Consider the following 13519-nt stretch of genomic DNA (forward strand, 5'->3'; position numbering starts at 1 on the left):
CACCCGATTGCCCGGGCAGTCCCTTCTCTCTGATGTTTCTTAATTAATACCCAATTGTTCCAATTCCTCCGCATCCTGCGCAAGTTTTGCTTCCGGAACCGCCGCATCCCGGGCAGACTCCCTGCCAAATGTCGCCGTTAATGCCGAAAGTGGCATTCTGGCCTCTTCCGGTTCCGTGACAATAGGTGCAAGTCACGCTGCCGCGTCCAAAACAAACAGGACAAGGTTTCGGCCCGGTTTGTGATGAGCTGCCGCTGTTTCCGGTGCTGTTGCTGTAACTGTTATTGCTGCTGGTGTCAGGATTGGAAGAAGCGGCAATATTTCCCGACCGTCTCTTGTTCCCCGGATGCGCATCTTCGTAGCGCAGTGTGGTAACCCCGCTCCTTGCTCCGTCTTCCGTCCGTATAGCAACAACTTTAAGCGTCTGCCCTGGTTTAAGAACGGGATTGCCGTACCAAATGTTGAATGTAGTATTGCGTTTGTTCTCGTATAGGGTATCGTCTTCCGTAGGATTATCGGGATTCGTACCTGTGGTGAAATACATCCGGCATCCTGTATTGCAGGCCATGGTAATGTGTTTGGCATCCGACCGGTCCGGGTTAAAGATGGAGTAATCCTTATATATCGGCATTGGAATATCTGCATCATACTCCGGATCTTCTTCTTCATCTTCTATATCGCTGGAGCCGGTATTCAGCTGTACTCTCCAATTGGGAATCCATGCTCCATCCGTGCCGACAAGGTAACCGTCCGGTGTAATTGTGTTGGACAGCATATAGCCGTCCGGTCCAAAGTAATACTGCTTTCCGTCAATTTCCTGCCACTGGCTTGACGGGTAACCACCGTCATCATTTTGATACCACCAACCGGTCGTATCCAGTTTCCATTCTCCCGCCCATGCAGGAATTGCCATTAAAACTGATAGAATTACTGCTGTTAAAAATAACTTTACTCTCTTCATAGCATCTCCTCCTAGTTAATTTGATAATTTGATAATAGCATATATAAAAATACAAAAAATTAACTTTTTTCCGAAGCGAAAAATGGAGGGGGTTGGAAAATTTCTTCATGTTTTTTACATAGATCGTGAAGGCATTTTCCAAAATGCCTTCACCCTTTACTTTAATCCCTAAATGATTAGACAAACAAAAAGGGGGATGATACAATAGTATTAACTATCAATATTTATCCATTAACAACTTCGCTTCGAAAGGAGAAGTAATCATGAAAAAACGTTACAAATTTTTTGTGGCAATGCTCGCACTGACTTTGTCTATGAGCACTACAGCATTTGCCGGCACTTGGAAACAGGAGGCAGACGGCTGGTGGTGGCAGAATGATGACGGCTCTTATCCACAGTCCGGCTGGCAGTGGATTGACGGCAATAACGATGGTGTAGCAGAAAGCTATTACTTTAATGAGAATGGCTATCTTTTAACCAACACCACAACACCTGACGGCTATACGGTCAATGAAGACGGCGCCTGGACCGTAAACGGGGTTGTCCAGCAGAAGGATATGAGGCCCGGAACGGATGGCGGCGGTACTGTTTTAGATGGTGCCCAGTTATATCTGGAAGCCAGCAAGAAGAACTCACAGCTGTCCAGCATGGCTGCAACCAGTATTGTGAATGCGAATATGACCATGGATGGACAGACGGTTCCCGCCAGTATGACCCTGGATATGAAATTTAAAGATTTAAATCAGGGTTCCATGAAATATCTCGTAAACGCGCGTACGATTATGACAGGACTCAGCATGGATAGCACCATGTTCTACACAGACGGTTATTGTTATATTGATATGATGGGACAGAAACAGAAGGTAGCTATGGATTTAGACTCCATGACCCAGACTATTGAAAATGCTTTAGAAACAGGAGGTAAGGCCGGTTTTATGCAGAATGTTTCTGTTTCAGACGATGGAAATGGCAATAAGGTTGTTTCTTATACCTCTGATATCAGCGGGATGGGGGATTATTTACAGAACATGTATGATCAGATGGGAATGGAGGTTAATTCCATTAGCTTGAAGAATATGAACGCTACAGCCGTCATCAACCCGGAAGGTTATATTGTTTCAGAAAATATCAACATGAGTATGAGCTTTGGCGTTTTAGATAAAGTTATGGATGCTGACATGAATATGCAGATGAATTATACTAATATTGGGCAGCCGGTATATTTTACACTGCCGTCGACAGAAGGATATGTGGAAGCAGGAGCGGTTCAATAGTCGTTTTTTCAGAACAATAGGAATTATTCAGTGATAAAAAGGTTTATAATTAAAAAGATCAGCAGGCAGGAAAGGCGGCAGCCGTTCCTAACTGCTGATCTTTTTTCGAAATCCGGAAACAGGATCTTTATTAATAAACCGTATATTATGATATTATGATTTTGAAATAAACCGCGTTGGAAATTTACGAATAACCTCAAATACCCCGGTAATCCACGGATTGCCAAGCACAATAGTCAAAAGTAAGGACAGAACTAAAAGCCCTATAATCCATAGCTTCGAGTGCACGTTCACCAGATCAAAAAATCCATAATACTGCATCAGATCTCTGATAAGCCGGTGCAGGATGTAAATCTGCAGAGTCCTGCTCCCGATTGCGGTGAAAATGGTCCTCTTTTTTGGCACAACTGCCATAAGCCCAAGCGATAAGAGCACCGTGATGATATACCAGGCAAAGCGGATCAGACCACCATAAGGATATAATTCCGACCCCAGCCGGAAATAATTGATGCCGTAGACGATATGTGAGTAAGGCATCAGCAGATCATACGTGCACAGGAAGAGAAATGCAGCCGTAATAAAAGCGGGAATGAGCAGAAGAACCCTGTGTCTGTTGTGAAAATTGATGTTAAATTTCCTTCCGTTCATATAATAGCCGGCATAAAAAAACGGTGCAAAAGCAAGTGTACGGTCCAGTGCCAGGATGGAGTTAACCGAGTGTTCATAACCGGACAGCAGGCTGATGATAACGGAACCGGCCATTACCACGCGCGTGTCCAGCTCCCGTATAAACGGGATGGTCAGATACCAAAGCGCCAAAGCCAGAAGATACCAGGGAGCGCCGCTTTCCTCGAAAAAATCGATATACAATCCGATATGGCCGTCAATCAGCCCTTCCGTAAAATGAGTCAGAATCTTGAATAGGATATAGAGCCATACGATCTGTATCAGCTTGTCGGCCCGGAATTTTCCGTTTTGAACCACATGAGTGGAAAAATACCCCGATACAAAGATAAAGCAGGGCATGTGGAATGTATAGATTAAATAAAAGATATTATTGGAAAAACGTGTTTTATCCAAGGGCAGCAGAAAATGTCCCGCCACCACCAAAAAAATCAAAATGAATCTGAAATTGTCAAAATAGGCGCTGCGTCCTGCCTGTTTTAATTCCCCCATATAAAAAATCTCCTTAAAACTCCAATGTTTAAACCGATGCTGAACCAGCAGTTGTTTTCGCATGTTCCATCATACTTCTCCATATGCGTTCTGTCAATCGGCGTAAGGAAAATGTAAAGGCTGATCTGTCACAACAACGTTAAGAAAATATTAGGAAAAGATTGACAAATGAAATTGGACAATAGTATAATGTTATATATACACACGTGTTTACATTTTGAAACTTATAAAAAATGACGAAAACAGGAGGTCGGAGTAATGAAAAAACAGTTAAATGTAGGCTTTCTCACCACTTTTTCCGGAAGATGGCCCCAGGAGGTACCGTCTCAGAGAAATAAAGAATACGGTGACTGGCTGGAAGCAAATCTTCCCGAGTTAAACATCATCCGCGCGGATGTGATGGGAAGCGGACTCAAGGAGAACGAAGCGATTGTATCACAGTTTAAGGCTGCTGAGGCGGATGTGATCGTTATGGTTTACGGGGCATTCACCGGCGACGATGTGGCATCCTACCTGACGGAGATGCTGAACATTCCAATCCTTTTATGGGCTCCATACGAGGTTCCGTTTGAAAAAGACGACCGCCTGTATTCCAACGCATTGTGTTCCATGACCATGAATTCCGCGGCTTTGAGAAAAGTGGGAGTGAAGTGCCACACCGTTTATGGAAGTAAAGAGGACGAGAGAGCGGCGAAGAAGGTGAAGAGCATTCTGATGGCCTACCATGTTGTGAAATGCATGAAGCATACCAATCTGGGCCTTTTGGGATACCGTCCGACTGCATTTTATAATTGTTCCTTTGACGAATCCCTGATCCGCCGGACATTTGGAATTAAGATTGAAGAAACCGACTTAAAAGTCGTGTTCGATAAGATGGATGCTTTGGACAAAGATTTATATGAAGCGGATATGAAAGAGATGTCGGAGCGTTTTGATACATCACAGCTTCCGGAAGGCCATTTGGAGAACCATTCCAAGTTATATTTGGCGGTTAAAGAAGTGATGGCAGCACAGGGCTATGATTTCGGAACTTTAAAATGCTGGCCTGAGATGGGCAATTTACATACGACGCCATGTGCGGTTTTGGGACGTCTGGCTGACGATGGGATCAATATCGGATGTGAAGGCGATGTGGACGCGGAGATCGCCCAGATCGCAGAATATTATTTGACCGGACAGCCCAGCTTTATCACGGACATGATCAATATCGACGAAGATAAGAATTTGATGACGTTCTGGCACTGCGGCAATGCTGCACCGTCTCTGTGCAACCCCAACTACGATGTGCTGATCCGCAATCATCCGTTGGCAGGCCAGGGAACTGCTTTTTACGGAGCATTGAAGCCGGGAACCGTAACCATCGCAAGATTCTGCAACATGGGCGGCCAGTATAAGCTGTTTTTGATGGGCGGGGAATCCGTGGATATGGACCGCTATACCAAGGGAATTATGGCTAATATAAAAGTAAAGGCTCCGGTCCGCGAAGTGATCGAGCGCATTATCGAGGAAGGAGTTCCTCATCATTACAGCCTGGTGTGGGCGGATGTGAGAGCAGAATTGAAAGAAATTTGTGCGCTGCTTGACATTGAAGTCATAGAATTATAAATTTTGGCATGATAACGGTAACAGTTCAGCCTTTTTCTAAAAGCCAAGGAACATGTCCAAACTCGTTTCACTCAAACAGGTGGACATTTTCCTTGAACGAAAAATTCTGCGCATTAAGAATCGCTAATACCCTGCAAAGTCATAGGAACGTCCATGGAAACTGCCGGAGCCGGCGCAGGTATCCGAAGGATGAACTGGTACTAATAATGAAAAAAATCAAAAATCCATCTTGACATTAGCTGCAATATATGTATAATATTATATATACACACGAGTTGATAACGAGGTGAATTGTACAAAATGAACCAAAACGGTGAACGGATAACAAGAGCAGATGTAGCACGCCGGGCAGGCGTCAGCGAGACGGTAGTATCTTACGTGATGAACAATAACCGCTATGTGGCAAAGGAAAAGCGCGCCAGAGTGGAGGCAGCTATCGCTGAATTGAATTACCGGCCGAATAATGTGGCCAGGGCTCTTAAAGGAAAGAGAAGCAATCAGATCCTGTTCATTGCGGATCAGATCACCAATGAATATTTCAGCAGAATCGTGAGCGAGATGGATAAATACGCATACGAAGCAGGATATCTCATTTCATTATGTGCCAACAGGAATACTCCTGAATTTGTGTCACAGGTTATCAGCCGTCAATATGACGGAATTATTATCAGTTCAACCAGTTTTCCTACGGAATATATTTTTCATTTCAGCAATGCAGGAATTCCGGTAGTGCTGTTTAAACACCGCAGAAGGGAAAACCTTCCGGATAATGTGGCAGTTTTAGCTTCCGGGCTGTATACAGGAGCCAGATCCTGCGTAAAGCATTTGGTGAGCAAGGGAAAGAGGAACATTATCTATATCGACCGAATCAGCCGAAAGGGTAATCGAAGCTCTGTCGACGATCTGCGTTTAAGCGGATTTGTGGATGAGATAAGAGCCAGCGGATTTCCGATTGATGAATGGAGCACCGTGGCAGGATGCCATAATGAAGAAGAACTGACCCAAGCTGTTATGAAGCGGCTGAAAGAAGGGCCGCCGGTAGACGGCATATATGGAAGGAACGATATGGTTGCCTGTATCGCCATGCATGCGGCGATCGATTTGGGATACCGGGTTCCGGAAGATATTGGGGTGATTGGTTTTGATAATACCAGTCTCAGCCGTTTTTGCTCACCCAGGCTTACCACTATGGAGATGCAGAGAGAAGAGATAAGCAAAACAGCGGTTTCCATGATTTTAGACATGGTAAACGGTAAGAAACCTGATAATGCAGAATTTGAAACCAGACTGATAGAACGTGAAAGCACTTGATTTTAATAGAATATGAAGCCATAATACGGTGGAAATCGATGGTGTATCCACTGTGGGCGAAGAATCCTGTTAACAGGATTCTTCCTTTAACACTATATACACACGAGTGTACATAGAGAAAAAAATGGATGAAACGCTGAGGTTTTGGCGTTTTACATACAAAATTAAAAGGGAGGAAATTAAAAGATGAAACCAGGGTGTTTTTACTAGCTGCTCCTTATATTGAAAAAAATCATTATGGGAATGCAGCGAAGGCAGTTATTCATGGGGAACAATGAACTAACAATATTTAAATGAAAGAAAAGGAGAAGTAATATGAGAAAAAGACTATTAGCATTGGTAATGGCAGGCGTCATGGCAGTGAGCGCAGGATGTTCAGGCGGAGCTAAAACAGAACCTACGAAAGCGCCGGAGGCTACCACAGCGAAAGAAGCTTCAGGAGACAATAAGGCAGCCGACACCACAGCGGCATCCGCTGAGCCGGTAACGATTAAGATTGCAAATTATGCGCTGCTTGAAAAAGGATATGACGCATTCTGGGAAGATGTGAAGAACGGTTATGAAGCTAAGTATCCTAACGTAACGATCGAATGGGTAACCGCTCCTTACGGTGAAGTTTTGAACCAGGTAATCAACATGGCCGGCGGCGGCGACAAAGTGGATTGCGTATTCAGTGAGATGATCTGGCTTCCCGCACTGGTAGAAGCAGGTCTGGCAGCTCCTATGGACGAAGTACTGGATCCTGAATTTTTAAATGATTATTATCCAAACATCCTGGAAGCTCATTCCATCGACGGAAAAGTTTACGGAGCTCCATTATATGTATCTCCATCCCTTTTGTTCTACAATAAAGATTTATTTGAGCAGGCAGGATTGGATCCCAACAGCCCTCCGAAAACATATGACGAGATGCTGACAATGGCAGAGAAATTATCCCAGTTAAAGACAGCTGACGGCAATAAAGTATATGCATTTGGACAGCCAACCGCTTCCGTAATCGTAATCGGTTCCGCAATCCAGGCTTTTGCAGCTAACTTCGGCGGATATGTATTTGATGAAAACGGCCAGTTTAACGTTGACAACCAGGGCTTTACAGATGCGCTTAACATGTTAAAACTTCTGGATGAGAAGGGCTACAACCCACAGAACTCCAAACCAAAGGATTTGAGAAACTTATTCGCACTTGGACAGCTGGCTATGTATTATGATAACTCATGGGGATTCAACGGCGTAAAATCCATTAACCCTGAAGCAGTTAACTTCGCAGCAGCAGCAGAACCGATGGCCGGAGGAAGCGGAGACGGAACTTCCACATTACAGTCCCATTGTTTCGTAGCCATTGATAACGGACCTGCACAAATTGAAGCAGTTAAAAACTTTATCCAGTACGTAATTACACCAGAAGTTTTAGACAGCTATATCGCCAATATCGCACCGGCACTTCCTGCAAAGAAAGCGATGGAAAATATGGATTCTGTTAAGAACAGCCCAATCCTTGCAGGCGCTGGAAACTCTGTTGAAAAAGCAAGCCCTGTACTCATGTTCCCTGCATTATCAGACTTTAACCTGGAACTCTGTGCACTGGCCCAGGCAGTGACCGTTGGTAAAGAAGACGTTCCTGCTGCAATTGAAAGCTTTAAATCAGCAGTACAGTCAATGATTCCTTAAATGAAAACTATTAACAATTAAATATTAAAACGGAGGCAGTTATGGCAGGCGAATACATAAAAAAAGAACCCAATATCGTGTTTATTTTAACGGATGATCAGGGAATCTGGTCCTTAGGATGTTATGGCAATTCTGAAATACATACACCGAATCTGGACCGCCTGGCGGATCATGGAGTGAGATTTGACAATTTCTTTTGTGTATCTCCGGTGTGTTCCCCTGCCAGGGCCTCCCTGTTAACAGGAAAGATTCCTTCCCAGCACGGAATTCACGACTACCTGTGCGGAGGAAACGGAGGCGCAGGACAGAGCGCCATCGAATATCTGAAAGAACACAGAGGATATACGGATATTCTGTCCGATAATGGATATGACTGCGGATTGAGCGGAAAATGGCATTTAGGCGACGGACTTCATCCGCAGAAGGGATTTTCCTTCTGGTATACACACCAGAAGGGAGGCGGTCCCTATTATAACGCTCCGATGATCAGAGACGGAAAGATGATCGAGGAGCCGGGATACATAACAGACGTGATTACAGACGAAGCTATCGGATATATCGACCGTCAAAAAGAGAGCGGCCGCCCGTTTTATCTGAGCGTTCACTACACAGCGCCTCATTCACCATGGGCAAACTGCCATCCTAAGGAGTATACGGATCTCTATGAAGACTGCGAGTTCAACAGCTGTCCCCAGAGGGAAACGCCTCATCCCTGGGCAAAGACCGATGTGCTGCCCGGATATAAAAATCCAAGAGAAAATTTAATCGGGTATTTTGCTGCGGTAACGGCCATGGATGCCAATGTAGGCCGCATTTTAAAGAAATTGGAAGACGAACATCTGGAAGAAGACACACTCATCATATTTACAAGCGACAATGGATTTAACTGCGGACATCATGGAGTCTGGGGCAAGGGCAACGGCACCTTCCCGCTTAATATGTATGACTCCTCCGTAAAAGTGCCGCTTATCATCAGTCACAAGGGCAGGATTCCGGAAGGTGCGGTTTGCAGGGAAATGTGCAGCGCATATGACATCATGCCGACTCTGCTGGAATACCTGGGTTATGAGAATCCGGATGCAGAAAAACTGCCGGGCAAGAGTTTCCTTTCTGCTCTCATGCAGGAAGAACAGGAAAAGACAGATAAAGAAGTAGTGGTATTTGACGAATACGGTCCTGTAAGAATGATCAGGACGAAAGACTATAAATATGTTCACCGGTTTCCATACGGACCTCATGAATTTTATGATCTGAAAAAGGACCCGGGAGAAGACCATAACTGCTATGAAGATGCGGAGTATGGCCAGCAGATTCAGGAATTGAAGCGCCGGATGGATCTGTGGTTCTTAAAATATGTGGACCCGAGGATTGATGGCGCCAAAGAGCCCGTTTTAGGCGGGGGCCAGAAAGACATGGCAGGGCTCTTAGGGCCCGGACACCGTGTTTATAATGAAAATAAATAACCCCGGGGCGGTTTGGCAGTGGTGAAGGAGGATTTGTTTTGAAGGAGAAAGCGATAAGAGTTTCTTATTTTAAGAAACAGACAGGGGATAAAATATTTGCTTTTGTGCTGTTAATACCAGCAATTTTAACGACGACAATGTTTATTCTGGTGCCGGTAGTGGATTCTATTTATCGAAGTTTCTTCGATTACAAGGTAAAAAACATTATATCAGGGCAGCCAGGAACCTGGAATAATTTTGCAAACTATATAAAATTATTTACCAACGGAAAACTGGTTCCATCCATGATCAATACCCTTGTTTTCGTATTCGGCGTGGTTATCGCTCAGTTTATTCTGGGCATGGCACTGGCTTTAATCTTAAACAGCAATGTAAAATGCTCCCGGTTTATCCGAAGCATTATGATGGTGCCCTGGGTAGTTCCTACTATTATTTCAGGTCTTGTGTGGATCTGGATGTTCCAGCCTCAGTACGGCCTTGTAAAGTATCTGGTGGGACTGATTACCGGAGGAAGAGTCACTGATTTTGCGATCTTAAATAACCCGGCAACGGCCATGTTCGGCGTATCCTGCGCCGCTTTGTGGAAACAGATTCCGTTAGCCACGCTGCTTTTGCTGGCAGGCTTAGCCAATGTGCCGGAAGATATGCTGGAGGCGGCCAAGATCGACGGAGCCAACGGAGTGCAGAGATTTTTTAAGATTGTGCTTCCTTATATGAAGAGCGTAATCAAGGTTACCGTGTCCATGTCCATAATTGAGAACTTCAAGCAGTTCCCTCTGTTCTGGACGATGACAGGAGGCGGACCGAACAACTCCACGACGACAATGGCTATTTTGAGCTATAGAGAAGCGTTTGTATCCAATAACTTCGGATCAGGTGCTGCTGTTACGACTGTCTGGATGCTGATGATGGTGGTTGTGGTATTCATATACAACCGTATTTTCAAGAATGACGATATGTAGGGAGGGGGAGAACTATGAAACGTAACCGGATGATTGCCAATATTGTTAAATATGTGGTATTGTTTATAATTTTACTGTTTTTGCTGTTTCCGCTCCTCTGGGTATTGCTCACCTCCTTTAAGACAAACATGGAGGCTTACAAGTTCCCGCCCACATTTATTCCGTTAGCGCCGACAGTACAAAGTTATGTCAACTTATTTATGTCCAATAATGAATTTTTCATTTACTATAAGAACAACTTCATTGTAGCCGGTTCTGCGGCTGCAATCACAACTTTGATGGCGATTATCTCCGGATATGCGCTGTCCAGATTTAACTTTAAATGGAACAAATGGATCATCGCAGCATTCACATCTGCTCAGATGTTCCCTATCATCAGCCGTTTGATCTCCCTGTATAAGATTCTGGGCGATATGAAACTGATCAACACACATCCCGGCTTAATCATGGCGATTACAGCGTCCATGTTGCCGTTTACGATCATGCTGATGTCCAGTTTCTATGACGGAATACCGAGAGAATTGGAAGAAGCCGCCATGATTGACGGGGCGGGAAGATTCCAGACACTGTTTAAAGTAGTCGCACCTCTGATTAAACCCGGCATGCTGGCAGTTGGCATCTATGCATTCCTGCTGTCCTGGGATGATTATTTACATGCGTCCACATTGATCCAGACCGATTCATTAAGAACCCTGTCCTCCGGTGTTGCACTCCGGTACTTGGGCGAGTTGTCTTACGACTGGTCTTTGATTAATACAATTTCGATCGTAGGTACGATACCTATGGTAATCCTGTTCTTCTTTTTCCAGAAATATATGGTTAAAGGACTTGTTGCAGGTGCAGTAAAAGGGTGAGAAAGGGAGAAAAATTATGTTAGTGACAAACAAGGAAACTTTAATACGGGCATCAAAGGAAGGCTTTGCAGTACCTGCATTTAACACGCAGGGCGGCAATTACGATATTATCTGGGCGATCTGCAAAGCGGCGGAGGATTTAAAATCACCGGTAATCTTAGCTCATTATGTGGCGACCGGAGCATATTCAGGCCATGACTGGTTTGTAGAAGTATGTAAATGGTGCGCAAACAAAGTATCGGTTCCCGTTTCCATTCATCTGGATCACGGAGATGGATTTGATATCTGTATGGAAGCTTTAAAGCTGGGATTTACTTCTCTTATGATCGACGGTTCCACGAAGTCCATCGAGGAAAATGCGGCTATGACCAATGAAGTAATCAAGGTTGCAAAATGCTTCGGCGTGCCGGTAGAAGCTGAGATCGGCGAGCTGCTCCGCCTCGACAATCTGGGTACGGTTATGGAAAATAAGAATATCGTTGATCCGGAAGACGTGAGACGCTTTTTAAGCCTGTGCAATCCTGATTCTCTTGCAATCGGCATCGGCAATGCGCACGGATATTACAAAGGCGAGCCGGATATCCATCTGGAAGTGATGGAAGCGGTGAGAAAGTTCACGGATATTCCGCTGGTTCTTCACGGATGTACGGGAATGAGAGAGGACATCATCAAAGAGGCCATTAAACTGGGCGTATCCAAGATAAACTTCGGCACGGAAATCAGATATAAATACGTAGAACATTATGAAGATGGCCTGAAAAATCTGGATCACCAGGGCCATTCCTGGAAATTATCCCAGTATGCCAATGAAAAGCTGCAGGAAGATGTAAGAAAAATCATAAAATTAGCAGGATCAGAAGGTAAAGCCTGATTCAATAAAAGATGGAGAGGAATCAAGTTATGTCAAAGAAAAACAGTGAAATTACATATCATGAGATTTATCAGCAGCCGGAATCATTTGCGGCAATCAATGCGACCTTGGACGACATTTACAAAGTGCTTGACCAGGCATTTGCAGAAAAATACGATGAGCTGATCTTTACCGGCTGCGGCACATCCCTGTATCTGGCACAGGCGGCCGCCCATGCATTTTCCACCTACAACGCCATTCCTGCAAAGGCGATGTGCTGTTCCGAACTTTATTATTTCCCGGAGACTTATGTAAAGGACAGAAAAGTTCTGGTTCTTCCGATTACAAGAAAGAGCTATACCACGGAAGTGCGTATGGCCATCGACAAAGTGAGAAGCTATCCAAACGTGAAATCACTGGCCATCACCTGTGATAAAGACAGTGAAAAATACAATGATTTCGTAATTCTTTCCCCGGATACGGCGGAAGACAGCGTTATCATGACCCGTTCCTTCACCAGCATGGTTTACTTATCCGTGGTTATGGCCATGTATGTAGGCGGCAAGAAAGACCAGATCGAAGCGATGTCCGGTTATGCGGACCACGCCCGTGACGCTTTAGCGAAGATGGATGATCTGGCTAAGAAGATCGTGTCGGAGCATGAGAATTTAAATCTCTATATCACCCTTGGCCAGGGCATTTATTATGGCGTTGCCAATGAATGCATGAACAAGATGAAAGAGATGGGGCTTACCAATTCAGAAGGCTACTACAGTCTGGAATACCGTCACGGACCGATGAGCCTGGTAGACGAGAATACTCTTATCATATTCCTCGGAAGCGAACATACCGGAGACGGAGATGCAAAACTGATGGCAGAGATGAAGAGTTATGGGGCGACTACGGTTGCGATTGGAAGCAAAGCGGGTACAGAGCTTTCCGAAGCGGATTACTGCCTGGATCTTCCATATGGCTACAACGATGAGCAGAATGCTGCTATCATCGGATTTATCGGCCAGTTTTTAGGTTATTACATCGCAGAGAAAAAGGGCATTGATGCGGATTCACCAAGACATCTTTCCCAGGCAATTGTGATTAAATAGGATAGGGATTGATCGGCAAACGTTTGAGTAAACATTGCTTGACTGTTGGGTAGCTCAAAACTATAATCAAATTACCTACTGACACAAGTTGGTACCATTTACTTACTTTTATACAATTTTAACACAAGAATACCAGGAAGGTATCCGCCGGGCCGGGCGGAAGAAGAATGCTTTCCTGGTATTTTTGTGCTGTTTGAAAGGATAACCGATACTGCTGATGGGGCCGGGAAGGGCTGCATGGAGACTTGCGGATTCGAACGGTTCCTGCTATGATTATGGAATGAAAATATGC

The 13519-nt window shown here is 44.6% G+C and carries 11 protein-coding genes; 9 read left to right on the forward strand and 2 right to left on the reverse strand.

Annotation, left to right across the window (positions count from 1 at the left end; translation table 11 throughout):
* Window positions 1–43: 43 nt before the first annotated feature.
* A complete protein-coding gene (locus tag C0033_RS04850; RefSeq protein ID WP_103226737.1) occupies window positions 44–961 on the reverse strand; it encodes a hypothetical protein in 918 nt (305 codons plus the stop codon).
* A 263-nt stretch (window positions 962–1224) separates the two neighbouring features.
* Between C0033_RS04850 and C0033_RS04855 the strand changes: the two genes are divergently transcribed.
* On the forward strand, window positions 1225–2235 hold the full coding sequence (locus tag C0033_RS04855) for a hypothetical protein (protein ID WP_103226738.1): 1011 nt from the start codon (window positions 1225–1227) through the stop codon (window positions 2233–2235).
* Between the two features lie 153 nt (window positions 2236–2388).
* Here the strand turns inward: C0033_RS04855 and C0033_RS04860 are convergent, their stop codons facing one another.
* Window positions 2389–3411 (reverse strand): acyltransferase family protein, encoded by a 1023-nt coding sequence (locus C0033_RS04860; protein WP_180994572.1) that lies wholly within the window; start codon window positions 3409–3411, stop codon window positions 2389–2391.
* Between the two features lie 258 nt (window positions 3412–3669).
* On the opposite strand from C0033_RS04860, the gene C0033_RS04865 reads away from it, so the two are divergent.
* The 8 genes from C0033_RS04865 (at window position 3670) to C0033_RS04900 (ending at window position 13227) form a co-directional block, all read left to right on the forward strand.
* On the forward strand, window positions 3670–5016 hold the full coding sequence (locus C0033_RS04865; RefSeq protein WP_103226740.1) for a fucose isomerase: 1347 nt from the start codon (window positions 3670–3672) through the stop codon (window positions 5014–5016).
* A 300-nt stretch (window positions 5017–5316) separates the two neighbouring features.
* Entirely contained in the window at window positions 5317–6327 is a 1011-nt protein-coding gene (locus C0033_RS04870) for a LacI family DNA-binding transcriptional regulator (protein ID WP_103226741.1), read from the forward strand.
* A 315-nt stretch (window positions 6328–6642) separates the two neighbouring features.
* Window positions 6643–7995 carry an extracellular solute-binding protein gene (locus C0033_RS04875; RefSeq protein WP_103226742.1) on the forward strand — a complete coding sequence of 451 codons (1353 nt, stop codon included), beginning with the start codon at window positions 6643–6645 and terminating at the stop codon, window positions 7993–7995.
* Between the two features lie 41 nt (window positions 7996–8036).
* Window positions 8037–9458: a sulfatase-like hydrolase/transferase gene (locus C0033_RS04880; RefSeq protein WP_103226743.1), complete on the forward strand. Its 1422-nt coding sequence runs from the start codon at window positions 8037–8039 to the stop codon at window positions 9456–9458.
* A gap of 38 nt (window positions 9459–9496) precedes the next feature.
* Window positions 9497–10420, forward strand: coding sequence for a sugar ABC transporter permease (locus C0033_RS04885; protein WP_103226744.1), 924 nt, complete (start codon window positions 9497–9499; stop codon window positions 10418–10420).
* A gap of 14 nt (window positions 10421–10434) precedes the next feature.
* Window positions 10435–11274: a carbohydrate ABC transporter permease gene (locus C0033_RS04890; protein ID WP_103226745.1), complete on the forward strand. Its 840-nt coding sequence runs from the start codon at window positions 10435–10437 to the stop codon at window positions 11272–11274.
* Between the two features lie 16 nt (window positions 11275–11290).
* Window positions 11291–12145, forward strand: a complete 855-nt coding sequence (locus tag C0033_RS04895; protein ID WP_103226746.1) for a class II fructose-bisphosphate aldolase — start codon at window positions 11291–11293, stop codon at window positions 12143–12145.
* A gap of 29 nt (window positions 12146–12174) precedes the next feature.
* Complete coding sequence (locus C0033_RS04900; protein ID WP_103226747.1) at window positions 12175–13227, forward strand: SIS domain-containing protein; 1053 nt, start codon at window positions 12175–12177, stop codon at window positions 13225–13227.
* Window positions 13228–13519 lie beyond the last annotated feature (292 nt).

It is taken from the genome of Clostridium sp. chh4-2 (assembly GCF_002899675.1).
GTDB lineage: Bacteria > Bacillota > Clostridia > Lachnospirales > Lachnospiraceae > CHH4-2.

Bases quoted from the DNA above. Each gene is read 5' to 3' on its own strand.
- C0033_RS04850 (WP_103226737.1), bottom strand. From the start codon at position 961: ATGAAGAGAGTAAAGTTATTTTTAACAGCAGTAATTCTATCAGTTTTA.
- C0033_RS04855 (WP_103226738.1), top strand. From the start codon at position 1,225: ATGAAAAAACGTTACAAATTTTTTGTGGCAATGCTCGCACTGACTTTG.
- C0033_RS04860 (WP_180994572.1), bottom strand. From the start codon at position 3,411: ATGGGGGAATTAAAACAGGCAGGACGCAGCGCCTATTTTGACAATTTC.
- C0033_RS04865 (WP_103226740.1), top strand. From the start codon at position 3,670: ATGAAAAAACAGTTAAATGTAGGCTTTCTCACCACTTTTTCCGGAAGA.
- C0033_RS04870 (WP_103226741.1), top strand. From the start codon at position 5,317: ATGAACCAAAACGGTGAACGGATAACAAGAGCAGATGTAGCACGCCGG.
- C0033_RS04875 (WP_103226742.1), top strand. From the start codon at position 6,643: ATGAGAAAAAGACTATTAGCATTGGTAATGGCAGGCGTCATGGCAGTG.
- C0033_RS04880 (WP_103226743.1), top strand. From the start codon at position 8,037: ATGGCAGGCGAATACATAAAAAAAGAACCCAATATCGTGTTTATTTTA.
- C0033_RS04890 (WP_103226745.1), top strand. From the start codon at position 10,435: ATGAAACGTAACCGGATGATTGCCAATATTGTTAAATATGTGGTATTG.
- C0033_RS04895 (WP_103226746.1), top strand. From the start codon at position 11,291: ATGTTAGTGACAAACAAGGAAACTTTAATACGGGCATCAAAGGAAGGC.
- C0033_RS04900 (WP_103226747.1), top strand. From the start codon at position 12,175: ATGTCAAAGAAAAACAGTGAAATTACATATCATGAGATTTATCAGCAG.